This is a genomic window from Gephyromycinifex aptenodytis, from assembly GCF_012277275.1.
In the GTDB taxonomy this organism is placed as follows: domain Bacteria; phylum Actinomycetota; class Actinomycetes; order Actinomycetales; family Dermatophilaceae; genus Gephyromycinifex; species Gephyromycinifex aptenodytis.
The window spans coordinates 2,401,490-2,427,477 of sequence record NZ_CP051155.1; the positions used below are offsets into that span (position 1 = coordinate 2,401,490).

The following is a 25,988-nucleotide window of genomic DNA, read 5'->3' on the forward strand; positions in this document are numbered from 1 at the left end:
ATCCGGTTGGCGGGGCCGCAAGCTCGCCTTCACGCGTCAACGGCGACTGTGGCTGGTGGCGGAGGCGGCTGCCGTCGCTACCGCAGGCTTCTCTGCCGCAGCCAGGCCCACAACGACGGCCAGGGTGAGGGCAAGCCGTTCCGCGTTTGCCGGGTGATCGACCAGGCTGGCGACGAAGAAGCCGGTGAGCGCGGCAGCCAGCGCGGGGACTGAGGCATGTCCACTTTTGGCTGCGCGCACCAGGCGCGCGATCAGGATGACGCTGATCGCCACCGTCGCGCTCAGCCCGAGCCAGCCGGTTTCGACGAGCCAGGTCAGCCACAGGTTGTGGGCGTGACGGAAACGCTCATCGCCGGGAACCATGTGGTCGATCAGCGCGCCGGAACGCCCCATGCCGCTGCCCCAGGGGTGCGCGCCGGCCAGCGTCATCGCGGCTCGCCACACACTCGTACGCACCCCAGCCGAGAACCCGAGGCTGAGCAGAGCCGTCACCCCCAGTAGCGCCGCCACTACGGCGCCGCCGCCGAGGTAGAGCCGAAGGCGGGAGGGGCGGGCCACGACGACGAAGGTCAGTGCTGCCGCGATGGCGGCGCACATCCCGCCGCGCGACCAGGTCACCAGGACGGCAGCGGCGGCGGCCACCAACGGCAGCGCCAGCACGGTTCGGGTGTGAAGATCGTCGGCCCGGCCGACGGCGCTGCCGGCAATGGGGACCAGCAGCACCAGGAAGGGTGCCAACAGGTTGGGGTTGGCGAACGGGCCGGTGGCCCTGATGAGTGATCCGGCCAGGCAGGTATCGGCCGAGCCGTCGAGGGCTCCGCGGCAGAAACCGGTGGGAACGCCGTTGGCTACCTGGGCAAGAGCCGACGTCGCAGCGATGGCCACAGCGAACAGTGCGAGGTGGGTGATCGCGAGCCAGCTGGCGGGGGCGATACGTCGAATGCCGGTTGCCAGGTAGGCGACGGCTATCGCTGTCAGCAGCGCCCGCCACGAGGCCCAGCCGTGCCCGGTGCGCAGTGCGGCGATGGCCCCGGAAGCGACCAGGGCCAAGACTGCGATGCCGAGCGCGCTCGGGCGCGGCGGAAGAACGACGGGTCGAATCCTGTCTGCGCACAAGAGCGCGGCAAGGCCGAGCAGTACCACGAGGCGTAGCGGGGTGAATAGCCAGAACACGGGCTGGTCCGGCAGCGCATCGGTGGTTGCCTGGGCTAGCACCACTGCCAGCGCGGCGATCGCTATTGCCGAGCACAGTTGTCGGCGTCTCCAGGCCTGTGGTCGTGAACTCGGCGGCCTCGGGGCAGGGATGGCGGTGGAGCCGGAGCGCTGCGGTGGTGCGTCGAGGGTCACCCCTTGTTTGTCGCGCAACGGCATGCACACTCCTTCGACAGGTTGTGAACGGCGTCTGACGGCTGCTGGTCATCTGCGTGAAACGTGCCGACCTCGCCTCCGCGACGAGGGGCCAGAACTCAGTGATGTGTAGGAAACCGTTGTGGCACAACCAGATTTACGATGAGCGGGGCGGCCGCTCGGCCTGCCCTTCTGCGCTGGGGGAGAGGTTCTCATGTCCACCCGATTCGCCACCACATCCATCGCCGCTTCACTGGTTACCGGTGCCCTGCTGTGCTCGGCCGCCACGCCCGCCTTGGCTGAGTCCACCGCGCTTCGGCCCAAACCGGCCGCTCGCGCCCTGACGTACACCTATCGCGTGGCGGCGCCGCGCTTCCTTCCTGACGGCACCCCCAGCGATGCTCGGGGCAGCGCCGCCGTCGGGATCAGCGACGACGGGCGGGTCGTCGGCAATGCCGGTAGCGGTTCAGATCCGGTGCGCGGTGCGGCATTCGTCGGCGACGGGCGGCGCAACCGGTGGCTGGCGATGCCACCGGCGCAGAGCACCGGCCAACCGAAGGTGAACGCGGTAGCCCCCAACGGGCTCATCGCCGGTTACTTCGGCGGGCCGGCCGAAGCGATCACGGTGTGGAACCGTGCGGGCCGACCGCAATTGAAGCCCATCGCCGAGGGTTGGAACTACGGGTTGAATGCCGCCGCCATCAACAGCCGTGGCCAGGTGGTCGGCTGCACTTCCTCGGTCAAGACCGGAACGCCGGTGCGCTGGGAGGCCGACGGCACTTCCACCGTGCTGCTGATGCCCAAGCCCGGTAACTGCGAGATGGCCGGGATCTCTGAAAGTGGCGTCGCGGTCGGCACCTTGCACAACCCGTACTACGCCGACCGGACCTTGTTCCCGTTGCCGGTTCAGGTCACCGCGGACGGTGTGCGCTACCTGCGGACGGCGCGCCGGGGCGCCGCCGCAGCGAGCGCTCACGGGATCTCTCCCAACGGTCGGTTGATCATCGGCACCCTCGGCAGCTGCTTGGGTAAGGATGCGTGTCAACCGGCGTGGCTCTCGGCGACCCGTGCGCCGCAGCCGCTGCGGGGAGCGGGCCGCTTGGTCCCGACCGATGTCAACGACGCGGGGCTGGTCGTCGGCTCCGCCGGGGGTCGGGCCAAGAGCTGGCAACGGGGCCGACTGGTGGATCTGACGAACGCGACCCGTCTGCCGCGCGGCTGGGTGATCACCTCGGCCGCCGGGGTGAGTGCACGCGGTGAGATCGCGGCGACGGCGATGACCCCGGCCGGGTCCAGCGTGGCGCTTCGGCTCTCACCGCGCTGAGCTCAGGTGCGTACGTCGCTGCTCAGACGTCGGGCGGCCGTGGTGGCCAGGATCGCCACGGCCCCCACGCCTGCGGCGATGGCGGTCGGCATCGACTGAGGTTCGTCCGTGATCCGTCCCACCGTGATCCAGGCCAGCCCCCACGCCATCGCGGCGGCGATGGCGACCCGCCCTCGACTCCAGTGGCCCAGTGCGATCCCGACCGCGCTGGCGACCGCGACGACGGCCACGGCCAGCCAATCAGCCAACGGTGGCGCGACCTGTACCCCGCCGGCTGCCAGGGCGGCGGCGATGTTGGCGCAGACGGCGACGCATACCCAGCCCAGGTAGAGACCGAACGTCAGATCGGTTACGACACGGTCGGCGGCGCTGGTCGGGCTGATTGCGCGCAGTCTCATCATCAATGCGATCAGGCTGGCCAAGAGCAGCAGGATGACGACGACGCTGATTGCTATCCAACCGACCTGGGTCACCAGTAGCCACGAAGCGTTGAGCACCATCGAAGCCGCGACGAGCCAGCCGATCGCACGATGGCGTTGCTGGCTCGCCTGGGAGGGCAGCCACTGCCACACGGTGTAGGCGAACAGGCCGAGATAGATCACCGACCAGATTGAGAAGGCGGGCCCGGCTGGGGCGATATGGGTGGCATCGGCTGCCAGCGCCCCGCCGGAGGACTCCTGCACACGGGTGCCGAGCACGCCGGTGCCGAGAAGTGTTCCGAAGATGCAGAAAACCTCGGCGGCGCTCACGCTCATCTGTCGGGCGCGGTCTGCGGGTGACACTTGGGACGTCATCTGCTTCTCCAGGGGCGGGGTCCTCCATGATCGGTCAGAACCGGTCAAGCAAGAAAGCGGGGATTCGCATCTGCTGCGAATCACCCGCTTTCTCGAAGTGGTCCAGCGCTATCCGACCTTGAGCCAGGGCAACTGGAAGCGGCTCACCATGTCTCGCACCGGCCGGGCGGCCACCTGGGGTGCCGTCGGTGTGAGTGCCGTGGCGCGCACCGGGATGTCGAGGTCCTGCAGCAGCTCGATCACTCGCTCCTCCAGGTCGTCGCGGATGGCACGAACCACATCGAGGGGCTGGTGCTGCGGGTCGGCCACGTCCCAGTCGAGGCTGCGGTAGCCCGGGGAGGCGTCCAGCGTGGTGCCCATGCGCACCACGACGTCAGATGCCTGGAGGATGTCGCCGCTCAAAGCCGTGGGATAGGCGTGCTCGAGTTCGATACCCCGCTCACGCAGGGCCTCGACAACGAGGGGATTGATGATGCCGGTGGGGTGTGCGCCGGCGGAGCGCACATGCACTCGGCCCTCGCTCAGGTGCTCCGCCAGGGCAGCGGCCATCTGAGAGCGGCCTTCGTTGTGCACGCACACGAAGAGGATCTCCGGGGTCGCCTTCGCCAGCCGTCCCTGAGCACTGGCCGAAGCGAGCAGCTGATCGCGGGCATGCTTTTCGACAAGGACCGGGAGGAACTCCGGGTGCCGTGATGTCGGTTCCAGCTCGGCCCGTGAGCGCATGACCTGAGAGGTCACCTCGGAGCGCGAGAAGGTGCCCTCGTAGCGGTACGCGAGTTCGTCGGTGATGCGGTCAAAGAGGTCTTCGGTATGGAGCGTCATGCGGGTCCCCGCCGTTTGGGTGAACATAAGGTTAACAAGAAGTGTACAGAGGTAGCGTGGTGCTGGCTAGACTGATGTATTCGTCTGCCCCCGTTTTTCAGGACCACCCGCGCTCGGGCGGGGCAAGAGTCCGCCGGCTGGGCTGGTCGACAAGGGGTTCGAGGCGCAGAGGCGTGTCCTCTGCAGGGTCGGCGGGCGTAGGTACTCCCTCTGCCGCCGGCCGAAAGCCCCTGGATAGGCTGCGGGGGTGAAATCACGGTCCGGCGCTTGGGATGAGTGCGTTTTGTTAGCGGTTATCGCGCTCGGTGGGGCGTGCGGAGCGGTATGTCGATTCCGGTTGGCGGTGAGCCGCCCCGGTCTTGCGGTCGGCTTCCCGCTGAGCACGATGATGGTCAATGTGCTCGGGGCGGCAGCCATGGGTGTGCTGCTGGGGATCCTGGCCGCCCGTCAGTCGCATCGCCTGTGGCGCCCCTTCATCGGAGCTGGTTTCCTGGGCGGATTCACCACCGTGTCGGCGTTTGCGCTGGAGGCACAGCAGTTGTTGGCGGGGGGATACGTGTCGGTAGCGCTGAGCTATCTGGTGCTGACCCCGATCGCTACCGTTGCCGCGTTCGCTTTCGGTTCCGGGCTTGTCCGCTTGGTGTTGCGGAACGGAGATTCAGCGTGATTGCGTCCGTGTCGGTGCTGCTCGTGGCGGCAGGGGCAGCGCTTGGCGCTCCGGCCAGGTTCGTCGTGGACCGGGCCGTAACGGCTCACACCAGCTCTGAGCTGCCGTGGGGCACGCTCCTGGTGAATGTGGTGGGTTCCTTCCTGCTCGGCGTCGTCGCGCATGTGTTCGCGACCACGGGGACCTTGATCTGGGGAGTGGGTTTCTGCGGCTCCTTCACCACCTACTCGACCTTGGCCGCCCAGACCTGGGAACTCGCTGGCCGACACCGCGGCGCGGCCGTGCTCAACATCGGCTGCAACGTCGTGGCGTGCGTATTCGCGGTGTGGGGCGGGTTGGGTGTCGGTCTGCTGCTGGCTCGATGATGGCCCCGGGGGTGTCCGGACCCTTGCTCGAACGTTCAGGAGACGAACATGTGCCGTGCGGTGCGGTGCCCGACCTGTAGCAAGACGACCTGGGTCGGTTGCGGCCAGCATGTCGAGGCCGTGATGAAGAACGTCCCGCAGGCGCACCGATGTATCTGCCCGCAGCGAGCCGGGACCTCGCGGCCCGGAACGCAGTGATCGTCGGCCCGGCCCGTCGCTGAATCGGAGGGCAGCGGCCAGCCTCAGGCTGAGGCCGCGGTCAGCGCCTTGCGCCAGGTCGGTACCCGAACCCGTTGCGAGAAGACGTCGTAGTCGCTGGCTTCGATGCGATCCAGAATCTGCGAATACAACGCGCGCGCAGTCGCAACGCACTGGGCTGATCGAGTGGGCAGCAGTGGGATCCCCGTGTCTGCTTGCGCGTAGAGCCTGCGGTTGCGGGCGATCTCGAAGGCCATCAACTCGCGCCACTGCGCCGTGACCTCACGCCGGGCAGGGTCTGCGTCGAACCGCTCGAGATCCTCCTGCGGGATGTACACGCGGCCGCGTTCGAGATCCTCGCCCACATCCCGAAGGAAATTCGTCAACTGGAACGCGAAGCCGAGGGCGCGGGCCGGTTCTCTGGCCCCAGGAGCCATCGGGCGCAGCACGGGCAGCATCATCTCCCCGACCACGGCCGCCGAGCCCTCCATGTAGGCAAGGAGGTCTTCCCACGTCCGGTAGGTGTGCTGGGACAGATCCAGTGCCATGGCATCGAAGAAGCGGGTCAGGCATTCCTTCTCGATGTTGGTGTGCCGGATGGTGTGCCCGATGGCGGCCAGCAACGCATCTTGCGTGGGGCCGCCCTCGACGGCGCGATCGACCTGGGCCGCGAACTGGGTCAGTCCCGCTCTGGTGGCGCTGGTGTCGCCCACGGTCGCGCCGGGGGCATCGACGATGTCGTCGGCCAGTCGGCACAGCGCGTACACCGCATAGACGTGGCAGCGTTGCTGCGGGGAGAGCAACGCCGTGCCCCAGAAATAGGTCGTCCCATACTTCCAGGTGATTTCCCGGGCCTGCCGGTAACCCGCGGCGAGTAGTTCACGCGGGGGTGAAGAAGGTTCAGGGGAGGGTAAACCAGCCATCAGCGACCCCCAGCAGCCGAACGTGCCCGATAGGAATCCACGCGGTCAGCAGCCAGCTTCCCGCTCACCAAGACCATGGGCACACCCACGCCGGGGATCGTGCTGGACCCGGCGAAGAACAACCCGGGGACGCGCCGCTCGACATTAGAGGGCCGGAACGGGCCGGTCTGGGCGAAGGTGTGCGCAAGCGCGAAGGGCGTGCCTTGCGCCATCCCGAGCCGCCGCCAATCCAACGGCGTGAAGTACTCCTCCGCGACGACATCGGTGGGGTAGCCCTCAGCAGCCAGGAAGGTGCGCAGCCGCTCCCGCATCGGCTCCGCCTCGCGGGTCCAGTCGACCTTGCCGCCCAGGTGTGGCACGGGCTCCAGCACATACAGCGTCGAGCCCCCTGGGGCTGCAAGCGACGGTTCGCTCAGGGAGGGAACGCATACCAGCCTGGAGGGGTCGGGCATGAGGGTGCCGCGCTTCATCAGCGCGTCGAAGGCCGGGTTCCACTCCTTGCCGAAGTGGATGTTGTGGTGGTGGATGCCCTCTGCGGGCATGCCGTTGGCCCCGACATGCCAGACGACGGCCGACGGCGAATACGTGCCCTTGCGGACCGCCCGCGGCGCTTCCAGCTCAGGCAGGAGTTTCTCGTAGGCCACCGGTAGGTCCAGGGTGCACACCAGGGCGTCGGCATCGATCCTCTCCCCGCCCTGCAACACCACACCGGTGACAGGGCTGTCCTGCCCGCCGCTGCGAACGATCCGTTCGACGGTGCTGTTGTAGCGGATGTCCACCCCGGCCCGCTGCGCGGCGGTGGCCATGGCCACCGGGATGGCACCCATCCCGCCCTCGGGGAACCAGACCCCCTCGATGGAGTCCATGTAGGTGATGACGGCGTAGATGACCAGTGCAGATTCGGGTGGGAGCCCGGCGTACATCGCCTGAAAGGTGAAGAGCCGGTGCAGTCGCTCATCACGGAACCAGCGCCGGATACGCGGCCCGAGTCGACCGAAGCCGCCGAGGGCGACCAGACGGGCGGCGGCCACCGGCGCCGAAAGCAGGTCCAGCGGGGAATCGAAGTTCTTGTCGATGAAGTTCGGCATCTCGGTGCGGTAGAGCTTGCGCAACCAAGGGACGAACTCATCGAACGCGGCAGCGTCCAAGCTGCCGCAGGTGCGGGCGATTTCCTCGCGCATCGCGTCGTGACCGAAACGGACCATGATCTCGCTGCCGTCGGCGAATCGGGCCCGGTAGCCGGGGTCGATTCGTCGCATGGGCAGCAGCTCTTCCAGGCTGGACCCGGCCGCATGCAGCGCATCCTGAACCAGATCCGGCATGGTCATCACGGTCGGCCCGGTGTCGAAGGTGTACCCGGCGCGGCTGACCCGACCGGATCGTCCGCCCGGAATCGCTTCGCGTTCCAGGAGAACGACGTCGTGGCCGCGGCCCCGCAGGTGGCAGGCTGCAGACAGGCCGGCAAGGCCGGCACCGATGACGGCGACGCGGGTCATGAACGGGTCCGGCGCAGTGAAAGGCGCTGCCCGTCGACGGTGGAAATTCCACGGTGGGGGGCGGTTGCTGGCATGCTTCACGCTAACCCGAAGGGCCGGTGCATCGCTCGCCGGACACGAGCAGCCCGCCTAGGCTGGCCGATATGAACCACAACTCGTGCAGAGTCGGTGTTCGATGAACGTGCTCGTCACCGGCGCATCGGGATACATCGGGGCCCGGCTCGTACCGGAGCTCCTCAAACGCAACCATCGCGTCCGGGCCACGTTCAGCCGCGACGTCACCCGCGCCCAATCGTTCTGGTGGGGACCGCAGGTCGACGCGGTGAAGATGGACGTGCTCAACCCCCGCGACGTTCGGGAAGCGATGCAGGGCATGGACGCCGTGTACTACCTGGTGCACGGCATGGCCAAGGCCGACTTCATGCAGAAGGACCGCCAGAGCGCCCGGATTGTGGCCGAGGAAGCCAAAGCTGCCGGGGTGCAACGCATCGTCTACCTCACCGGTCTCGTTCCTCCGGTAGCCCTGACGGATCTCTCCGATCACATCTCCTCGCGCCTGGAGGTAGAGATGATCTTGCGCGCCAGCGGTGTGCCGACGTTGGCGCTGCGAGCCGCGATCATCATCGGCGCCGGGTCGACCTCGTTCGAGATCGTTCGCCAGATCAGCGAACGGTTGCCGATTCAGACCGTGCCGACCTGGATGAACTCCGACGTGCAACCCATCGCTGTGGTCGATGCCCTGGAAGCGCTCCTTCGAGCTATCGAGGTAGCGCCGCGCACACGCAGCTACGACATCGGCGGTACGGAGCGCATGAGTTACGCCAAGCTGCTGCGCCTGTACGCCCGGATCAGCGGATTGCAGCGCCCGCAGATGCCGCTGCCGCTGGTGCCCGATCGGGTGGTCGGCATGCTCGCCGGGATGTTCACCGACGTCCCGTCATCGACGGTGGAGTCGCTCATCGAATCGTTGCACCACGACATGGTCTGCGCGGAGACGGATTTCCGCCGCGATCTGATGCCGACCGGGTACCGCATGATGGGGCTCGAACAGGCAATCACCCGAGCGTTGACCCGAGCTCCTCGCGAGAGCGACCCGGCCGATCTCGATCCGATGGGTTCCTGGCCCAGCGACCCGGCGTGGGCAGGTGGGCGCATCGACCTCGTCGGCGGGCGACCCATGAGAGATGACAGTGGGCTCGGCGGGCTGCTGTTGGGACCGGAGACTTCATGAAGCTGTCCCATACCCAGACCGTCTCGGCCACGCCGGAGGCGATGTTCGCCGCCTTCATGGACGTGCGCAAGATCGGCCGCTGCTTCCCCGGTGCCGCAGTCACCTCGGTGGACGGTGACGACTTCACCGGGCATCTGACGACAAAGGTCGGCCCGTTCACCCTCACCTATGAGGGCGAGGGGGAGATGACGCTGCGTGACGCCGAGAACGGCCGTGCCGCGCTGCAGGCCAGCGGCGGCGAGAAGCACGGCTTCGGACGTGCGGACATGGCCGTCGAACTGCAGTTGACGGCCACTTCGCCGGGCGGCACGCTCGTGCATCTGGACACCCTGATCAACGTGTACGGCTCGCCGGCTGACCTCGGCGGCGGTTTGGCCCAACGCATCTCGGAACCGCTGGTGCACCGTTTTCTGCAACGGATGGCCGGTGAGGTCGAGGGCGAGGACGTCGGGGACGACGCACCGCTGGACATCGGGCGCAATGTGTTGCCGGGGCTGGTTGCCTCCTACGGGCGTTCCTTCGGTAGGGCGTTTCGGCGTCGATGATCACGTCATGCCAGCGGTGACGGTCGCGGTTGTCATCCCGGTCTTGGACGACGCCGCCGAACTCGCCGAGTGCTTGGCGGCCCTCGGGCGACAAACGCGGGTGCCGGAGCAGATCATCGTGGTCGACAACGGCTGCCGTGACGAGTCCGTCAGCATCGCCGCGGCCGCCGGTGCCCGCGTGGTGTTCGAGCCACGCCGGGGGATCCCGGCCGCGGTGGCCGCCGGTTACGACGCCTGCCAGGCGTCGGTGATCGCCCGCTGCGACGCCGACACCCGGGTTCCGCCGGATTGGATCGAGCGCATCGCGGCCCGGTTCGAGACCCACCCCGACCTGGTCGGGCTCACCGGGCCGGGGCGCTTCGTCGACATGCCCGCGGCAGCGGGCCGACTTGCGTGGGCGTTCTACGCGGCCGGGTATTTCGGCGCGGCCGGCGCGGCCGGGGCGAATGTGCCGCTGTGGGGATCGAACATGGCCCTTCGAACCAGCGCGTGGCGCCAGGTTGCGCCGCGGGTGCACCGTAGCGACCCCGGCGTGCACGACGACCTCGACTTGAGTCTGGCGCTGGGCCCCACCGCGCGTATCGACTTCGACCCGGCCTTGCGGGTCGGCGTGCGCGGGCGCATGTTCCACTCCTGGGCGGCGTCACGGCACCGCTTCGTCCTGGCCGCTCGGACCCTGCGCCTGGGGTGGGCGTGGGCCGGGCCGGGGCAGCGCTGGCTGGCCCGCTGGACGGGACGCCGCCGCCCGGCTGGACTACCTCGGCCCGCGTCGCACCGGAAACGCTGAGCCAGTGGCGCTGTCAGCGCCGAGGTGCAGAGCGCTCGCGGATTCGCCGGACAGGGTGTCAGGGCAGCCGTGGCGGCAGCGCCGACGTAACGGCAGTGGTGCTCGCCACCGCTCACACCCGGCGCCGGGTCAAGCGTTGAGTTGCCACAACCCGATGAGCAGTTGGGTCAGGGCCGCGCCGACGGCGTAGTTCGCGCCCAGGAAGCGGCGCCAGCCTGCGTTGGCCTGTTCGCTGTGCTCGTCGGAGACGGTGCGGTAGGGCCAGGCCAGCGCCATATACGGCACCACCAGGACGGCGGCGACCGGCCCCGGCCACGGGGTCAACAGCAGTAATACCGCGGCCAGCGTCCACAGCGTCAACGCCAGCCGGACGGTGCGAGCCGCGCCGAACACCGTCGCGACCGAGGCCAACCCACCGGCCCTGTCTGCGGTGACGTCCTGAACCGCGCCGAAGGCTTGGCTGGCCATCCCCCAACAGAAGAACGCCCCCAGGATCAGCGCGTGCGCAGGGCCCAACTGAGCGCCCGCCAGCACGAAGCCGTAGAGGGCCGGTCCGACGAAGTGGGTGCTGGACGTCGCCGAATCCAGCACCGGCCGCTCCTTGAAGCGCAACCGCGGCGCCGAGTACGCCACGACGGCGAACAACACCACCAGCAGCACCAGGGCCGCGCGCAGCGAGCCCAGCGCCACCAACCAGATCACGAACGGCAGCGGAACCACGATCGCGCAGACCAGCGTCAACCGGTGCAGACCTTTATCCAGCAGCGCCCCCTCGGCGCCACCCTTGCGCGGGTTGCGACGGTCCGACTCGTAGTCGAAAACGTCGTTGACCCCGTACATGAGCAGGTTGTAGGGGATGAGGAAGAAGGCTGTACCCACGAGGAGCCGGGCATCGACCTCTCGGGTGGTGAACAGGTAGGCAGCCGCGAACGGGAAGGCCGTGTTCACCCAGCTCAGCGGCCGAGAAGCGAGCACAACCTGCCAGAGCCGGGAACCGGTGGCGCGTTCGCCGGTGGCTGCGCGCCGCTGCGTTCGCCCCTGCAACAGATGCCACAGCGCGGGCAGCAGCACCACGGCGGCCAGGGGGTATCCGAAATCTTCGATCGGCGCCCGATACAGCACAAGCCCCAGTCGCTTGGAGGTGTCGTAGTCGAAGAGCCCGGCGCTGATCATGAGGTTGTCGAAGACCGCAGTCAGCAGCGCCAGCACCGCGAAGGCAGCCGCGGCCGCTTTCCAACTCGGCGCCTGGCCGCGCCCGCGGCAGGTCAGGGCGGCAACCGCCCACGCCGTACCGGCCGCCCCTAGAAAGATGACGTTCACCAGCGAGAACGTCCACGCCCCGGCGCTCATACGGCCCGCTCGTGGTGCCGGACGCGACCCGAAAGCAGACGCAGCGCGCCGGTGTACAGCACCAGCGCCGAGTAGGAGAGCAACAGCAGGAACACCGACTCCTCCACGGGCAGATCAGGGGCAAGCTGCAACCCGGTCATGTACGGACCGTCCGCGCGAAAGAACAGACCTAGTCGCAAGCCCACATGGTCCCAGCCCAGGAAAAGCGCTACTCCGGCGGCCAGAACGATGAACGCGGCGCCTGCGTCACGGAATAGCGCCAGCCTCCACCGATGATCGATGAGGCCCATACCGAGGATCGAGACGGTCAACGCCGCCAGGTAGGTATAGCTCACGAGTGACCTCCGCGACTGGTCCGGATATGGAACCGAACGGCCCCTGGCATCAGCGCCCCATCGATCGGAGAAGATGAGACCGATGGATACACCCTGGTGGCACCGGCCCACAGATCGCTGGACCCGAGCCGGCGACGTACTGCGCCTGCTCGGTCTGTGCAGCGCGATCTGCGCACCCCTGCGGTTCGGCTGGGTGGCCACACCGCTGTTCGCCCTCGTCGTGCTCGGCCTGGCCTTGCTGCGGCTGCGGGACGTTCCGTCCTCGGCCGACCCAGCCGGCGGGGCGGTGCTGCTGGCTGCGGGTTGGTTCGCGATTCTCGACCTGTACGCCCGGGTGCCCGGGCTGGACCTGGCCGTGCATTTCGCTGCCGGTGGCGTGGTCGCCCACCTGGCGCTGACCATCGCCCGCACCGCCGGGGTGGTGCGGGGATACCCGCAGCCGTCGCGGGCCGCACTGGCCCTGCTGGGAGTGAGCATCGCGCTCGGGCTGGCGCTGGGCTACGTCTGGGAACTGCTGGAATGGGCAGGACACACGTGGGTGGACCCCCGGATTCACATCCCGTACGCAGACACCATGACCGACATCGCGGCAGGCGGTCTCGGCGCTGCTGCCATGGGCATCGTGCGGTTGTGGGTGGGTGAGCGCGAGAGTAAATGACGCGCGGTGCCTACCGCCGCAGATACCGGATCCAGCCCCCAACGACGTCATCCCCGGTTCGGGGCCGGGGCGAAAAGCGGATTCTCGACGCTGGCCGGCAACTGGGCGTACTGCAGCACCGACCAGGGGCTGATGAGCGCTGGAGCCGAAGCGGCCGTGGCGCGCACACTCGCCCAAGGCGCCCACGAGTACTCCATGACCTCGCCGGGATCGGGGTCGACCGACCCGCGCAGACTACCCACGAAGACTGGACAGACCTCGTTCTCCACCACGCCGCTGGCATCGACGGCACGGTAGCGAAACTGCGGCAGGGCGCAGGTCAAGGTCTCCACCTGCGCCCCCAGCTCCTCGAAGACTCGCCGGCGGACGGCGTCCTCGATCGGTTCATCGGGTCGCGGGTGTCCGCAGCAGGCGTTGGACCACACACCCGGCCAGGCCGCCTTGGTCAAAGCCCGCCGGGTCAGCAAGGTCCGGCCCTGGGAATCCAGGGCGTGAAAGGAGAACGCCAGGTGCAGCGGGGTGTCTTCGGTGTGCACGTCGCGGCGGGCGGCCCTGCCGCAGGGACGCGCCGAATCGTCGAGCAGAACGACATCGTCCGGGGCCGGGCCGTCGCCAGGCCGGGAGGTGTGCAGAGGATGCGTGGTCACCGGTGGTCCGTCCATACGTGATGCCCTGTGCCGGGGTGGGGAGCAGGTCTGCAGCGACCCTAACCCGGCTCGGGAGCTGCCCGCCCACCTAGTGCAGCCCCTTTCAGGCCGCGTAATGCCCGCCCGGTGCGTATCTTCGACTCATGACGCACTTAAGCGATGCTGATCGCACTGCGAACGCACAGGCGCAGCGCGAGTCCTCCCGCCCGGAAGCAGCCCACGACGAGGACGAGAGCGTGGTGGAGGTCCACCTGAACCAGGAGTTCCTGGACTCTCTCGGCCCGGACAAATCCCAACGGTTCGTGGCACTCATCGAGCAGTTGGGCGCAGGCAAGGTGTACTCCGCGGCCACGATGCGCGAAGCGTTCGGCGCCGGGCTGGCCGAGATCGGCGTGGAGATGAGTCCGGTCGAGCAGGAGCGCTACGTCGAGCGGCTCTGCGCCGGCAACATCGTCGACGTCGACCCTCCGGAGAATCACCGCGGACGATGACTTCGCTGCTGGGTGACGGGTTGGATCCGCGCACGCCGGTGTTCATCGGAGTCGGGCAGGTAGCCGAACACGTCGACGACAGCTACTACACGGGGCAGTCACCGGCGGAGCTAGCCAGCTCCGCCGCCTGTAACGCGCTCTTCGACGCCACCGGCCCAGCGCAGGAGCTGGGCCCGGCTCAACGCCTGGCGGCGGCAATCGACGTCGTCGCGGCAGTGCGGCTGTTCGAAGATTCGGGGTTGGCGCACCCGAGCGAGCTCGGCCGCTCAGACAATCTGCCGCGCTCGATCGCGCGCCGCATCGCGGCGGCTCCCCAGCGCGCCATCTACGAGGTCGGTGGCGGGCAATCCCCGACCCACCTGGCAAACGAGTTTGCGGCCGAGGTCGCCGCCGGAAAAGCCGATGTGGTGCTCTTGGCGGGCGCCGAAGCGCTCTCCTCCGCACGCCACTGGCGGGCCGCGCCGCACGAGGCTGCGGGCCGACCGAACTGGAACGAGACCTCGCCCGGTCAGTTGCAGGATCGCGGGCAGGGTCTGGACGACATGACCGCACCGGCCCTGGCCGCATTGGGTCTGGACTTCGCCCCCGCCGCCTACGCCCTCTTCGAGAACGCCCGCCGCGCTCGCCTAGGGCAGACCCGAGCTCAGTACGCGCGCGGCATGGGAGAACTCTTCGCGCCCTTCACTCACGTAGCGGCGGCAAACCCGCTCGCAGCGGTCGCCGAGCGTCGCAGCCCAGAGCAGCTGAGCACGCCCAGCGCGCGCAACCGGCTCATCGTCGATCCTTACCCGCGTTTCCTCGTCGCGCGGGACCAGGTCAACCAAGGGGCTGCGGTCTTGCTCACCAGCGTGGGGCGGGCCCTGGAGTTGGGGATTCCCCAGGAACGTCTCATCTTCTGTCACGGGCACGCCGACGTTACAGAGCGCGATGTGCTCGAACGAGCTGATCTGTCCTCCTCGCCGGCAGCCGTCATGGCAGTCTCGGCTGCGCTGGCGGATGCCGGCATCGAGGCGGGCGAGCTGGACTTCGTGGATCTCTACAGCTGTTTCCCCATCGCGGTCTCCAACATCGTCGACGTCTTCTTCCCGGCAGCCGACCGGTCTTTCACGGTGACCGGGGGGTTGCCCTTCTTCGGCGGACCCGGCAACAACTACTCCATGCACGCGACGGTCGAGATGGTTCGCCGCCTGCGTGCCGCCCCCGGCAGCTACGGCATGGTGACGGCGAACGGCGGTGTGCTGTCCAAGTACTCGGTCGGTATCTACTCCAGCGCTGCGGCACCGTGGCAGCCGGGCCGAAGCGCTGACCTGCAACGCGAGATCGATGCCTGGGCCGCTCCCGACCTGAGCCACGCCCCGCACGGCCCGGCGCGGATCGAGAGCTACACCGTGGTGTACGAGCGTGGCGGGGCCCGGCGCGGCATCGTCGTGGGGCGGCTCGTCGCCACCGACGAACGCTTCCTGGCTGCCACCCGGGACGACCCCGCCACCTGGGCCCTGCTGGAATCGGAGCAGCCGATCGGCGCTCGCGTCGAGGTCGCCACCCAGGACGGGCGTAGCCAAGTCCGCGCAGTCGACTGAGCCGCGAGCCGATCTGCGGACCCGAGGGCCGGCAGATGACGGCGTCCCGTCGTGCCCCGGCCGAGCGCCCGGTAGCGGTCGGGATCGCGGTGTGCGCACCGCGGCATTCCCCGCAGCCGGCGGTAACCGCTCACGCTAGCGGTGTGACGAGCAGGTGCGCCCCGGCTAGGGTGCCCTCGTGGCTAGGTATGTCGATGTTCACCCCGTGAACCCGCAGGCGCGGCTCATCACGCGCATCGTCGAGCGTCTACGCGAAGGTGCGTTGATCGCCTACCCGACGTCGTCGGGATATGCATTGGGCGTCACCGTGGGCAATCTCGAGGGTAGAACGCGGATGCAGCAGATCCGGCACCTGCAGGAGGGGCACCACTTCACCCTGCTCTGCCGGGACTTCGCTCAGCTCGGGTCGGTCGTCTTCGTCTCGAACGCGGTGTTCCGCTCCGTGAAGTCGGCTACCCCCGGCCCGTACACGTTCCTGCTCAAGGCAACTCCGGAGGTACCGCGGCGGTTGTCGCACCCGAAGAAGCACACGGTCGGGGTGCGCATCCCCGAAGACGCGTTCAGCCAGGCGCTACTCGCCGAGCTGGGGGAGCCGTTGCTGACGACGACGCTCATCCTGCCCGGTTCGCAGATCCCGCTGGTGGATGGCTGGGTGGTCAAGGACGAGCTCGATCACGCGGTCGACATCATCGTTGACACCGGGGAGTGTGGCACCGAACCCACCACGGTGGTCGACCTTTCCGGTGACGAGGCGGAGATCCTGCGCTACGGCGCCGGAGATGCCTCCAGGTTCGAATGAGTAACCGCCGCAACGTTCACACCCCTCCCGGACACCCAGTCCGAGCCGGTAGCTCCACCCTGGTCGGTCTGCTCTTCGTGTTGGCCTCCGCGGCGTTCTTCGCCACCTCGGGCCCGTTCGGCAAACCTCTGCTGCAGGCGGGTTGGTCGCCGGGGGCGGTGGTTCTGGTCCGGGTCGCCGGCGGGGCGTTGCTGCTCGCTATTCCGAGCATCCTGGAGTTGCGGGGACGGTTCCGTCAGTTCGTTCGTCAACTACCGTTCGTGGCCGCCTACGGGGTGTCCTCGATGGCCTTCGGGCAACTCTTCTACTTCAACGCGGTGCAACACCTCAGCGTCGGGGTGGCGTTGTTGCTGGAGTACCTGGCTCCGGTGCTCATCGTGGGTTGGTTGTGGTTGCGCACCGGACGCGCGCCATCACTGCTGACCACGCTGGGAGTTGTCGCCAGCATGGTCGGCCTGGCGCTGGTGTTGGATGTGACGGGTTCGGTGCGTGTCGATCCGGTGGGAGTGGCCTGGGGGTTGGCTGCAGCCCTGATGCTTGCCGTCTACTTCGTGCTCGCCGCTTCCCAGCGCGAGAATCTGCCTCCGGTGGCGACTGTCGGGGTCGGACTGGCCATGGCCGCGCTGGTCCTGCTGCTGTTCGGGCTGATCGGAGTGCTGCCGCTGACCTGGTCCACTGAACCGGTGTTGCTGTTGGGTCGCCAGGTCAACCCGTTGATCCCGGTATTGGAGTTGGGTGTGGTGGCGGCAGCGTTCGCCTACCTGACCGGTCTGCTCGGGGCCCGGATCGTCGGTTCGACGGTGGTCTCGTTCGTCTCACTCATCGAGGTGCTGTTCGCGGTGCTCTTCGCCTGGGTCCTGCTGGGTGAACTACCGCGCCCTATCCAGCTCCTGGGCGGGGTGGGCATCGTGCTGGGGGCCGCACTGGTCAAAACCGCCGACGCCCGCGCCGCCGCAGCCCCCGTGGACCTGGACCAGTTGCCCCCGCAATCGGCCATCGAAACGCGGTAGTCGACAAGGCGGCGAGGTCATCGGCGCACCAGCCCTTAGCCTGACAACGTGGCCGCTCGAGGAATCTCGCTGCGCGGGGTACGCATTCCTATCCGTCAGGGCGAAGCTGTCAGCTTCGTCCTGTCCCTTCCTCTGCTCGTTCTCAGCGTGCTGCTCATCCGGCAGGTCAACGACCCGGTCTGGCCGGACCCGATGTATGTGGCCTGCGCCTTGCTGCACGGGATGCTGCTGTTGCGCATCCGTCACACCTGGCTCGCGTTCGGGTTGGGCAGCGCCGCATGCCTGCTGCTGATGGCTGCCCCCGACCTGGTCCCGAGCGTCACCGGCTTGCCCGGCGCGCTACCGGCGGCGCTGCTGCCGAGTGCGCTGCTGTTCCCGGTGCTGCTCAGTTCAGCCGCCGCGCACGCCCGCTCCAACACGTGGCTGGCCCTGGTGGTCGGGATCGCCGGGGTGTTCGAGCTCGTTTCCCGACTGTGGTTCGGTCTGCCCTGGTTGTTCGTGGCCACCGGTGGGCTGTGGGTGTGGCGGGCCGCTTTGGGCGGCGTCGGCCTGGTCGTCATCCTGTTGGCGTGGACCGTGGGGCGATGGCGAGGAATGTTCTTGGACTATCGCGGTCTGGGGGAGGACTGGCGTCACCTTGCCGGTGAGCGCGACGCCGCCCACTTGGATCGGGCGGTCGTCGAACAGCAGGCCCGGATGGCCCGTGAGATTCACGGGGCGATAGCGGGCAACCTGGACGACATCATCGACCGGGCGCACAAGGGCCGGGTCGACACCCGCCGTGCGCCGGGGCTGGCCGATGAGGCGCTGGCCGAGATCGCGCAGCGCGGTGAGGAAGCGCTGGGGCGCGTCCGTTCCTTGATCGCGCTTCTGGACGACCCCGACCCGGAGGAAGTGCTCGCCCACGATTCGCGGGCGCAGGTGCTCGCGCCTGAACACGACCTGTCACCGCAACCTCAACTGACGGACCTGCCCAGGCTCATCAACGCCGCCCGCGACGAGGGCCTGGCGGTGACGCTGGACATCGTCGGTGAACGGGGCCGGGTCGGTGTGACGGGGGAGTTGGCCGCTTACCGCACCGTTCAAGAAGCGTTGACGAACACGGTTCGCCACGCCGGTCCCGGCGCGGTCGCAACCGTGCAGTTGGCATGGCTGCGCAACGAACTCGTGGTCACCGTCGAAGACACCCAGCACGCGGCCCCGCCGCCGCGCGAAGGCGAGGCCGCCGCGTTCGAGTGGGAGGGGCAGGAGCCCCGCTACGTCGAGGGCCGCGGCTTGCGGATCGTGCGGGAACGGTTGGAAACCCTCGGCGGCGACCTGGAGATCGAGATTGTGCCGAACGGGTTCTGCACCCGCGCCATCATCCCCCGCCAGGATCAGCCGGCCCAGGAGCAGCAGGCGGCCTGGGAGGGTGAACCCAACGCGGGAGAGTTGATCGACTGACGGCTCTGCCCGCAACCTGCGGCACCAGGGCACGACCGGGGCGCACCGACGCGACAACTCCCGCGAGGGGGACACGCTGGTGTGAACGTCCTCAGCTGTCTGCGAGCTCCTCTGGGGTTGGCAGTTCGTGACGCATGATGAGCACGCATTCTGCGGGGCCGCCGACCGGTTCGAGGACGTGCGGCTGATCTGCGGCGAAGGCGATCTGATGGCCGGGGCCGACGGTACGGGGAGTGGCAGCTGAGCCTGCCCGCATAGTGCCCTGCACGACCGTCAGGTAGCCGCGGGTGCCAGGGCGGCCGGGGGGCAGCCTCCGCGTGCCCGGAGCGATACGCAGCCGGAAGACCTCCACCCGGTCCTTGGCGGTGTCCCAGCAGCCGAGGCGCTCCACGGCAGCGCCCTGGGTGAGGGCTTGCACGTCGGTGAGCTGATCGGGGCCGGACTCCTCCAGGAGGCTGCGCAATGGCACCCCGAGCGCTTCGGAGGCGCGGGAAAGGGTGTCCAAGGTGGGATTGCGAGTTCCCCGTTCCACCTTGGACAAGGTGGCCCGCCCGACCCCGCTGCGTTCGGACAGGGTCGCCAGGGAAGCACCGTCTGCTTCACGGATCTGCTGCAGGCGGCGACCGATCTGGGTCGACAAGGCAGTTCGGCTCTCATCGGCCTCGTCGGGCCCGGGTGTTGATGTCATGCGATGCCCCTTCAGGCTGATGCGGAGCCCCCACGCTAGCTGCCGCGGCGGACAGAGCACGATCTCGTCCGGGTAGGTGGGTGCCGCCGGAGGCCGCGGGGGATGATGGAGGGGTCATCCTGGCCGGTTCTCGCAAGGAGCAGCATGCGCATCGTCAACCACCACGCAGGTTGCTGCGGGTATCTGCCGGTCAAACCGGACGGCACGCAGTGGTCGCACGTCTACGGGTTGCCAGGTGGCGGGTCGGTGCACGCAGACACACCGGGGGAGATCCTTGCCGAACTCATTCCGGGCTATGAGCACCTGGACCAAGACCAAGCCCGGCAGGCTCGCATCCGTCACGCGTTGACGGCAGCGGCCCAAGCCCAGGATCAGGCGATCGTGCGGGCCGGTCTCAGTGAGGTAGACCCCGAGGACGCCGCGTTGGCGGCTGTTCTGCGCCTGGACAAGGGTGCACCGTTGACCCTGGCCGACCCGCAGCGTCCCGATGAGTCCGTGCCGTGGGAGGGCGGGGTCGCCCTGGTGCTGGTTGCCACCTCCTACGCCCCCCACACCGAGGTGGCACCCCCGGCGGGCAACGTCGTGTGGATCGACCCCGATACCGAGCAGGGCTACCTGGACAGCCTGCGCGCCAGTGCAGCCTTCGACTACTGGCGAGACGCCCTCGCCTGAACGCTCGCCGCCCAAGGGGTGATGCGCAGAACGAGCAGTCACGTCCGCGCCCGACGGCACAGTTTTCGGGGGGTGCTCAGGCTGTCACGGTGAGATCCGCTGGCGGCAACGACCCTCGGCGTCACCGAAGCGGCCAGTCGCGCTTCAGCTCTGGTCGCCGCCGTCGCCAGAACGGGCGCGAGACCAACGCCAGCGCCAGCATTGGCGCGGTGGCGTGCGCACCCGACCTGCTCAGGGCTTGAGGACCACCTTCAGGCAGCCGTCCTGCTTCTTCTGGAACATCTCGTATGCGGCAGGTGCCTCCAGCAGCGGCGGTCGGTGCGTCGCCAACGTCTCCAACCCGAAGACGTCCTGTTCGCCTCGAACGATCTGCACGAGTTCCTCGGTCCACCGGCGCACATTGGCCTGCCCCATGCGCAGCGTGAGCTGCCGGTCGAACATGTCCATCATCGGCAACGGGTCAGCCATACCGCCGTAGACGCCCGAGATCGATACGATCCCGCCGCGGCGAGCGGCCCTGATCGCCGTGAGTAGTGCCTCGATGCGGTCGATGCCGGCCTTCTCGATCGCGGTGCGCGCCAACGGGCCGGGAAGTTTGCCGGCGAGGCTGATCGCCTGCTCCGCGACGGGGTTGCCGTGCGCCTCCATGCCGACGGCCTCCACGACACCGTCGGCGCCGCGCCCCCGGGTCAGCTCCCGGATCGCCTCGCTCACCTCGCCCTGGACCTGGCGGGCATCGATAGTCTCCACCCCGAACGTGCGCGCGGCGGCGAGCCGCTCATCGACGAGGTCGACACCGATCACCCGTTCTGCACCCAGGAAGAGGGCCGCTCGCGCGGCCAACTGTCCCACCGGCCCCAGCCCGATCACAGCGATGGTGCGGCCCGGGCTGGCCTCGGCGTACTTCACCCCCTGCCACGCCGTCGGCAAGATGTCGGACAGGTAGAGGTAGCGCTCGTCATGACCCTCGGCGGGCACCACGATCGGGCCGTACTGCGCCTGCGGGACTCGCACATACTCGGCCTGCGCACCAGGCACGGAGCCGTACAGGCTGGTGTACCCGAACAGTGCCCCGCCTTTGTCCTGAGCATGGTCGGCGGTTGTTTCGCACTGGCTCTGCAGGTTGTGCGTGCACATCCAACAGTGACCACATGAAATGTTGAACGGGATGACCACCCGGTCGCCCACCGAAAGCCGCGAGGAGGCCTGCGAGCCCACTTCCTCGACGATCCCCATCGCCTCGTGCCCCAGGATGTCGCCGCGCTTGAGATAGGGGCTCAACACCCGGTACAGGTGCAGGTCCGAGCCGCAGATCGCGGTCGAGGTGACTCGCACGATCGCGTCGGTCGGTTCTTCGATGATGGGGTCAGGAACGTCCTGGATCGCTACCTTCTCGGTTCCTTGCCAGGTCAACGCCTTCATGGTTCCCCTTCTCGCCGGTGCCCGCTGGGGCAGCTGCTGTGTCACGTGGGTTTGCTTCCTCGATACCCCTCTGGGGGCTGCTCATCCGTGCTCGAGGCGAGTCAAGTTCGGGGTGCTGCGGGCCGGCGGCCTGGTTCGGAGTGCACCGATGGGGGTATAGGCGCGTCATGAGGAACACCCCTGCTGCCCACCGCCCCGTCGCCCTGGTCGCGGGCGCCTCCCGCGGGTTGGGCCTGCTGGTCAGTAAGGAACTCGCCGCGCGGGGCTACCGCGTCGCCGGTTTGAGCCGCGACGGGCGCACCCTGGACCTGGCCCGCCAACAGATGGCCGATTGGGGTTACGACTTCGCGCCCTACGTTGCCGACGTGCGCGACGAGGCCTCGCTTCGACAGGTCGTGACGCAGGTCGAGAGTGAGCTCGGGCTGGTCGAGGCGGCGATCCACGTGGCCGGGATCATCCAGGTCGGGCCGCAGGAGTGCTTCAACCGCAGCCATTACGAAGAGGCCATCAATACGATGCTGTGGGGCCCGATCAACTTCACGCAGGCGCTGCTGCCGGGGATGCGCCAGCGACGCCGCGGCCGCTTGGGCGTGGTCACCTCGGTGGGCGGCATGATCAGCGTCCCGCATCTGGTGCCGTATTCGACAGCCAAGTTCGGCGCGGTCGGATACACCCGCGGGCTGTCCGCAGACCTGGCCGGTTCCGGGGTCAGCGTCACGACGATCGTGCCGGGTTTGATGCGGACCGGGTCGCACGTGCAGGCACGGTTCGTGGGCAATGCGCAGGCCGAATACGCCTGGTTCGCTGCCGGCGCGTCGCTGCCGTTGGTGTCCATGAACGCGGAGCGGGCTGCCGCGAAGATGGTGGACGGGGTCCTTCGTGGCAAAGGCATCGTGCTGCTGTCGCCATTGACCAAGATCGGGGTGCGGGTGCACGGGTTAGCGCCTGCCACCACCGGGGCCGCGCTCGCCCTGATGAGCAGGCTGCTCCCCAACGCCCCCGCCGATGGCGGCGAAGAGACAGTCAGCGGGCACGACGCGCGCGAGCGGCTTTCCAGCGGCTTCCTGGAAGGATTGACGGTCCTAGGTACCCGAGCCTCGGCGCGGTTCAACGAGAATCACCGTCCCGGCAGTTGAGGTCCGTCGCCCCGGGATCGGTTCGCGCCTACCGGGGTCTGTTCGGGTGTGGCCTGGGGGGTTAGCGTGTCCGATGTGACGACTGCACCCGCGCCCACCTGCACGCCCACTTCCAACCGTTCGCAGCTGCCGCTGGCTCTGGTCGGTGGGGCCACCACCGCTGCTTGGACCGCGATTCCCGAGTGGCTGGATCGTCGCTGGCAGCGGGTGGCTGCGCGCGCCGTAGTGCTCGGCAGTTCCTTGGTGGGTTCGCTCTACCTGGGTGCGGATGAGCCGCTGCCGGACACTGAGCGGGACGAGCGAATGGCCCAGGTGAGCCGCGCGATGGAGCATCCCGCCACCCGGGTGGCGATCATCGGGGCCGTTCTCGGGGTCATGGTGCTGGCACACCGCGCCGAGAACCGCGTCGTCGAGGCGGGAACGACCTATCTGGCCGATCGCGGACTGACCCACCCGCGCACAGCCTGGGGTCTGGTTCTTGGTGCAGCCATCGCCGGCTTGGACGTTCTGGCGAACGACTCCCGCCGCAACTGAGGGTTCAGACGCCGACGCGGCAACCGCTGTTGGTCAGCGCGGCCGGTTCGGGTCGGGGGATCGCGCGGCCTGGCTCAGGCTGGCTCTGCAGCGCCGATCACAGCGGCCAGGAGCCTGAGTCGGTGAGGTCCTCGCAGCGAGACCACAACGACGCCGCCACATCCCGATCGTGCGAAGCGGCCGTGGAACCGACCGGGCGGGGGAATCCGCGGGTTTCCATCGGGCCGTCGGGGCCGATGAAGGAGCCACCGGGTAGGTCAGCGACGGTGGCAGCGAACAGCGATGGCAACGCGCCCTGCTCGGCGGGCTGCACGATCCGGGGGAACTTGTTGAGCAGGCCGAACACTGCATCCATCGGCGTCTGTGAACGGGTCTGCAACTCGGTGGCCGAGTAGCCCGGATGGGCGGCGATGCTGCGTAGCTGGGAACCGCAGGCGACCAACCGGCGCTGCAGTTCGTAGGCGAGCATCAGGTCGGCCAGTTTGCTCTGGGAGTAGGCCTTCCAGCGGTCGTAACGGCGCTGCTCCCAGTTCAGGTCATCGAGGTCGATGTGCCCGGGCCGGTGCATGAGCGAACTCAGCCAGACGACCCGGTCGGTCAAGCGCGGCAGGAGCAGGCTAGTGAGCAGGAAGTGGCCGAGGACGTTGACCCCGAACTGCATCTCGAAGCCCTGAGCGGTTCGCTGCAGCGGTATCGCCATCAGTCCGGCGTTGTTGATGAGGGTTTCGATGCGCCAGTGCGAGACGCCGTCGGCGAAGGCGTGGACGGAGTCCAGATCGGCGAGATCGAGGTGGCGCACCTCGCTGTGATCGTCGCCACCGGGGATGCTCTGTCGTACCTGTTCGCCCTTCTCGATGTTGCGACAGGCCAGGACGACGTAACCCCCGGCCCGGGCGAGTTCACGAGCGGTTACCAGCCCGAGGCCCGAGGTGGCTCCGGTGACGACGAAGACGCGGCCGGTTTGATCAGGGATATCGATAGCGCTCCAGGGGCTCATACCTATGAGTCTGACGAACGCTCGGCCGACGCGCGCGCCGGGGTGGGGCAGGTTCAGGGGCGGCTGGTGAAGTTCGGGTGGCGTTTTCCGAGGAAGGCCGCGAACCCTTCCTGGGCGTCCGCGGTCAGGGCGCCGGCAGCCATCGATTCGGCCGCCAGGGCGTAGGCGCTGTGCTGGTCCAGCTCGATCTGGGCGTAGAAGGCATGCTTGCCCATGGATCTGCCGTAGGCGCTGCCGCGGGTGACTCGAGAAACCAGGTCGGCGACGGCGGCGTCGAGCTCTTCGTCGGGGACCGCCGCGTTGATCAGGCCCCATTCGGCAGCGGTCGCCGCGTCGATGGGATCCCCCGTGAGCCCCAGTTCGAGTGCCCGTTTGCGTCCGATGCTGCGGGCCACCGCGACCAGGGGAGTGGTGCAGAACAGGCCGCCTTTGCCGCCAGGCAGGGCGAACCCGGCTGAGGCGGCCGCGATGGCCAGGTCGCAGGAGGCGACGAGCTGGCAACCGGCGGCGGTGGCCAGCGCGTGCACCTTGGCGATGACCGGCTGCGGGATGGCCTGGATGGTGTCCATCATCTCGATGCAGCGGGCGAACAATGCGCGCGCCGCCTGCAGGTCGGCGCCGGCCATGTCACCGAAGTTGTGTCCCGCCGAGAAGACCGGCCCGTTGGCGGCCAGCACGACCGCCAGCGTGTCGGACTCTCCGGCTGCGTGTAGCGCGTCGCGCACCTCGGTCATAACGTCGAAGGAGAGCGCATTGCGTTTCGCGGGCCGATTCAGGGTGATGGTCGTAGTGGCGCCGTCGCGCTCGAAGAGGAGGTGCTCGAAGTCCATGGCCCTCAGCATCGGCTGGTTGGCGACCACTGTCGAGGCGGTGTCCAGTAGTTGACTGCAGCCGGTCCCCGCCGGTCCTTCGCGGTTGCTCGTGCGGCGTGGCTCGCGCGGCGGGTCAGAACCAGGCCGGGATGGTTTGCGCACCGGTGTAGAGCGCGACCGCGTACAACAGGATCGCGAAAGCCAAGGTCAGGGTGTGCCGGTTCGTCCGTTTGGAGGTCCAGGCGCCCAGGATGCTGCCCGTCATCGCCGCGAGTGAGAAGACACCGATGAGGGGCCAGTCGAGCTGAGGCAGGCTGGGGGCGCGGGCGATCAGGGCCGTGGCGCTGTTGAGGATGATGACCAGCAGGGACGTGCCGATCGCCACCGGCATCGACATGCCGAGCACCAGCGTCAACGCCGGCACGATGGCGAATCCGCCGCCGACGCCGAAGAAGCCGGTGAGCGCCCCCACGCCGGTGGCCGCCGCGAACACGCTCAGTGGTCGAGCCCGGCTCAGGGCGCTCGGCGCCTTCCCGGCGCGCTCGGCGCACGTCGCCCGGTGTCGGCGACGCACCATGAGGGTGGCCACGACGAACAGCAGCACACAGAACGCGCTGAGAAGTACCTGCCCATCGACCCGCGTTGCAGCCAACGATCCGAGAAAAGCGCCTACGACGCCCAACCCCCCGAATGCCAGGGCTGTGCCGACCCGGACGCAGCCAGAACGCAGATGCGCGGCGAGCCCGGCAATGGAGGTGAGCGTGACGATGACCAGCGAACCGGTTGTCGCTGCGGCCGGGCTCTGGCCCAGCAGGTACACCAGGACGGGGATGGCCAGGATCGAACCACCCCCGCCCAGTGCACCGACGATCACGCCGAGGACCATCCCGATCGGGACGATCCACCAGGCCACGT

General features: G+C 68.4%; 28 protein-coding genes. 15 read left to right on the forward strand and 13 right to left on the reverse strand.

Going from position 1 to position 25,988, the window contains the following annotated elements; all coding sequences use genetic code 11:
- Positions 1–36: 36 nt before the first annotated feature.
- Positions 37–1,371 carry an O-antigen ligase family protein gene (locus tag G9V96_RS10305; protein WP_168582944.1) on the reverse strand — a complete coding sequence of 445 codons (1,335 nt, stop codon included), beginning with the start codon at positions 1,369–1,371 and terminating at the stop codon, positions 37–39.
- Between the two features lie 190 nt (positions 1,372–1,561).
- Between G9V96_RS10305 and G9V96_RS10310 the strand changes: the two genes are divergently transcribed.
- The gene (locus tag G9V96_RS10310) at positions 1,562–2,671 is read left to right on the forward strand and encodes a hypothetical protein (RefSeq protein ID WP_168582945.1); all 1,110 of its coding nucleotides are present in this window, start codon (positions 1,562–1,564) and stop codon (positions 2,669–2,671) included.
- A 2-nt stretch (positions 2,672–2,673) separates the two neighbouring features.
- On the opposite strand, the gene G9V96_RS10315 is transcribed toward G9V96_RS10310, so the two are convergent.
- Both G9V96_RS10315 and G9V96_RS10320 read right to left on the reverse strand, forming a co-directional pair.
- On the reverse strand, positions 2,674–3,465 hold the full coding sequence (locus G9V96_RS10315; protein ID WP_168582946.1) for a tryptophan-rich sensory protein: 792 nt from the start codon (positions 3,463–3,465) through the stop codon (positions 2,674–2,676).
- A gap of 108 nt (positions 3,466–3,573) precedes the next feature.
- Complete coding sequence (locus G9V96_RS10320; protein WP_168582947.1) at positions 3,574–4,287, reverse strand: arsenate-mycothiol transferase ArsC; 714 nt, start codon at positions 4,285–4,287, stop codon at positions 3,574–3,576.
- Positions 4,288–4,534: 247 nt separating this feature from the next.
- Here G9V96_RS10320 and G9V96_RS10325 point away from each other — a divergent pair, with 247 nt between their 5' ends.
- Positions 4,535–4,954 (forward strand): FluC/FEX family fluoride channel, encoded by a 420-nt coding sequence (locus G9V96_RS10325; protein ID WP_168582948.1) that lies wholly within the window; start codon positions 4,535–4,537, stop codon positions 4,952–4,954.
- Complete coding sequence (locus tag G9V96_RS10330; protein ID WP_210424383.1) at positions 4,951–5,319, forward strand: fluoride efflux transporter FluC; 369 nt, start codon at positions 4,951–4,953, stop codon at positions 5,317–5,319. The genes G9V96_RS10325 and G9V96_RS10330 overlap by 4 nt, the downstream gene beginning before the upstream one ends.
- A 242-nt stretch (positions 5,320–5,561) precedes the next feature.
- Here the strand turns inward: G9V96_RS10330 and G9V96_RS10335 are convergent, their stop codons facing one another.
- Together G9V96_RS10335 and G9V96_RS10340 are read right to left on the reverse strand one after the other, a co-directional pair.
- Positions 5,562–6,440: a phytoene/squalene synthase family protein gene (locus G9V96_RS10335; RefSeq protein ID WP_168582949.1), complete on the reverse strand. Its 879-nt coding sequence runs from the start codon at positions 6,438–6,440 to the stop codon at positions 5,562–5,564.
- Complete coding sequence (locus tag G9V96_RS10340; RefSeq protein WP_168582950.1) at positions 6,440–7,936, reverse strand: phytoene desaturase family protein; 1,497 nt, start codon at positions 7,934–7,936, stop codon at positions 6,440–6,442. Before G9V96_RS10340 ends, G9V96_RS10335 begins: the two co-directional genes overlap by 1 nt.
- Before the next feature lie 175 nt (positions 7,937–8,111).
- On the opposite strand from G9V96_RS10340, the gene G9V96_RS10345 reads away from it, so the two are divergent.
- From G9V96_RS10345 to G9V96_RS10355, 3 genes are read left to right on the forward strand one after another with little or no spacing between them, the layout of a single operon-like run.
- On the forward strand, positions 8,112–9,167 hold the full coding sequence (locus G9V96_RS10345; RefSeq protein ID WP_168582951.1) for an NAD(P)H-binding protein: 1,056 nt from the start codon (positions 8,112–8,114) through the stop codon (positions 9,165–9,167).
- Entirely contained in the window at positions 9,164–9,712 is a 549-nt protein-coding gene (locus G9V96_RS10350) for a CoxG family protein (RefSeq protein WP_168582952.1), read from the forward strand. The genes G9V96_RS10345 and G9V96_RS10350 overlap by 4 nt, the downstream gene beginning before the upstream one ends.
- Before the next feature lie 7 nt (positions 9,713–9,719).
- The gene (locus G9V96_RS10355) at positions 9,720–10,499 is read left to right on the forward strand and encodes a glycosyltransferase family 2 protein (RefSeq protein WP_210424384.1); all 780 of its coding nucleotides are present in this window, start codon (positions 9,720–9,722) and stop codon (positions 10,497–10,499) included.
- Between the two features lie 129 nt (positions 10,500–10,628).
- Here G9V96_RS10355 and G9V96_RS10360 read toward each other — a convergent pair whose 3' ends face one another.
- A complete protein-coding gene (locus G9V96_RS10360; RefSeq protein ID WP_168582953.1) occupies positions 10,629–11,849 on the reverse strand; it encodes a prenyltransferase in 1,221 nt (406 codons plus the stop codon).
- Positions 11,846–12,184: a lycopene cyclase domain-containing protein gene (locus G9V96_RS10365; RefSeq protein WP_168582954.1), complete on the reverse strand. Its 339-nt coding sequence runs from the start codon at positions 12,182–12,184 to the stop codon at positions 11,846–11,848. The genes G9V96_RS10360 and G9V96_RS10365 overlap by 4 nt, the downstream gene beginning before the upstream one ends.
- Before the next feature lie 82 nt (positions 12,185–12,266).
- Here G9V96_RS10365 and G9V96_RS10370 point away from each other — a divergent pair, with 82 nt between their 5' ends.
- On the forward strand, positions 12,267–12,842 hold the full coding sequence (locus G9V96_RS10370; protein ID WP_168582955.1) for a hypothetical protein: 576 nt from the start codon (positions 12,267–12,269) through the stop codon (positions 12,840–12,842).
- A gap of 47 nt (positions 12,843–12,889) precedes the next feature.
- On the opposite strand, the gene idi is transcribed toward G9V96_RS10370, so the two are convergent.
- Positions 12,890–13,489, reverse strand: coding sequence for an isopentenyl-diphosphate Delta-isomerase (gene idi / locus G9V96_RS10375; protein ID WP_226913270.1), 600 nt, complete (start codon positions 13,487–13,489; stop codon positions 12,890–12,892).
- A 143-nt stretch (positions 13,490–13,632) separates the two neighbouring features.
- Here idi and G9V96_RS10380 point away from each other — a divergent pair, with 143 nt between their 5' ends.
- From G9V96_RS10380 to G9V96_RS10400, 5 genes are all read left to right on the forward strand, one after another.
- On the forward strand, positions 13,633–13,980 hold the full coding sequence (locus G9V96_RS10380; RefSeq protein ID WP_168582957.1) for a hypothetical protein: 348 nt from the start codon (positions 13,633–13,635) through the stop codon (positions 13,978–13,980).
- On the forward strand, positions 13,977–15,560 hold the full coding sequence (locus G9V96_RS10385) for an acetyl-CoA acetyltransferase (RefSeq protein ID WP_168582958.1): 1,584 nt from the start codon (positions 13,977–13,979) through the stop codon (positions 15,558–15,560). Before G9V96_RS10380 ends, G9V96_RS10385 begins: the two co-directional genes overlap by 4 nt.
- A gap of 178 nt (positions 15,561–15,738) precedes the next feature.
- Positions 15,739–16,359: an L-threonylcarbamoyladenylate synthase gene (locus tag G9V96_RS10390; protein ID WP_168582959.1), complete on the forward strand. Its 621-nt coding sequence runs from the start codon at positions 15,739–15,741 to the stop codon at positions 16,357–16,359.
- On the forward strand, positions 16,356–17,369 hold the full coding sequence (locus G9V96_RS10395) for an EamA family transporter (RefSeq protein WP_168582960.1): 1,014 nt from the start codon (positions 16,356–16,358) through the stop codon (positions 17,367–17,369). Before G9V96_RS10390 ends, G9V96_RS10395 begins: the two co-directional genes overlap by 4 nt.
- A gap of 48 nt (positions 17,370–17,417) precedes the next feature.
- Positions 17,418–18,812, forward strand: a complete 1,395-nt coding sequence (locus tag G9V96_RS10400; protein WP_168582961.1) for an ATP-binding protein — start codon at positions 17,418–17,420, stop codon at positions 18,810–18,812.
- A gap of 91 nt (positions 18,813–18,903) precedes the next feature.
- On the opposite strand, the gene G9V96_RS10405 is transcribed toward G9V96_RS10400, so the two are convergent.
- A complete protein-coding gene (locus tag G9V96_RS10405) occupies positions 18,904–19,500 on the reverse strand; it encodes a helix-turn-helix domain-containing protein (RefSeq protein ID WP_168582962.1) in 597 nt (198 codons plus the stop codon).
- Positions 19,501–19,644: 144 nt separating this feature from the next.
- Between G9V96_RS10405 and G9V96_RS10410 the strand changes: the two genes are divergently transcribed.
- On the forward strand, positions 19,645–20,172 hold the full coding sequence (locus G9V96_RS10410; RefSeq protein ID WP_168582963.1) for a hypothetical protein: 528 nt from the start codon (positions 19,645–19,647) through the stop codon (positions 20,170–20,172).
- Between the two features lie 231 nt (positions 20,173–20,403).
- Here the strand turns inward: G9V96_RS10410 and G9V96_RS10415 are convergent, their stop codons facing one another.
- Entirely contained in the window at positions 20,404–21,594 is a 1,191-nt protein-coding gene (locus G9V96_RS10415; RefSeq protein ID WP_168582964.1) for a zinc-dependent alcohol dehydrogenase, read from the reverse strand.
- 167 nt (positions 21,595–21,761) lie between these two features.
- On the opposite strand from G9V96_RS10415, the gene G9V96_RS10420 reads away from it, so the two are divergent.
- Entirely contained in the window at positions 21,762–22,730 is a 969-nt protein-coding gene (locus G9V96_RS10420) for an SDR family NAD(P)-dependent oxidoreductase (RefSeq protein ID WP_168582965.1), read from the forward strand.
- A gap of 75 nt (positions 22,731–22,805) precedes the next feature.
- Complete coding sequence (locus G9V96_RS10425; RefSeq protein WP_168582966.1) at positions 22,806–23,264, forward strand: hypothetical protein; 459 nt, start codon at positions 22,806–22,808, stop codon at positions 23,262–23,264.
- Between the two features lie 97 nt (positions 23,265–23,361).
- On the opposite strand, the gene G9V96_RS10430 is transcribed toward G9V96_RS10425, so the two are convergent.
- The 3 genes from G9V96_RS10430 to G9V96_RS10440 all read right to left on the reverse strand — a co-directional run bounded on the left by G9V96_RS10430 (position 23,362) and on the right by G9V96_RS10440 (position 25,986).
- Complete coding sequence (locus tag G9V96_RS10430; protein ID WP_168582967.1) at positions 23,362–24,261, reverse strand: oxidoreductase; 900 nt, start codon at positions 24,259–24,261, stop codon at positions 23,362–23,364.
- A 53-nt stretch (positions 24,262–24,314) separates the two neighbouring features.
- Positions 24,315–25,091, reverse strand: coding sequence for an enoyl-CoA hydratase-related protein (locus G9V96_RS10435; protein ID WP_168582968.1), 777 nt, complete (start codon positions 25,089–25,091; stop codon positions 24,315–24,317).
- Between the two features lie 115 nt (positions 25,092–25,206).
- Positions 25,207–25,986 carry a sulfite exporter TauE/SafE family protein gene (locus G9V96_RS10440; RefSeq protein ID WP_226913271.1) on the reverse strand — a complete coding sequence of 260 codons (780 nt, stop codon included), beginning with the start codon at positions 25,984–25,986 and terminating at the stop codon, positions 25,207–25,209.
- Positions 25,987–25,988: the final 2 nt, after the last annotated feature.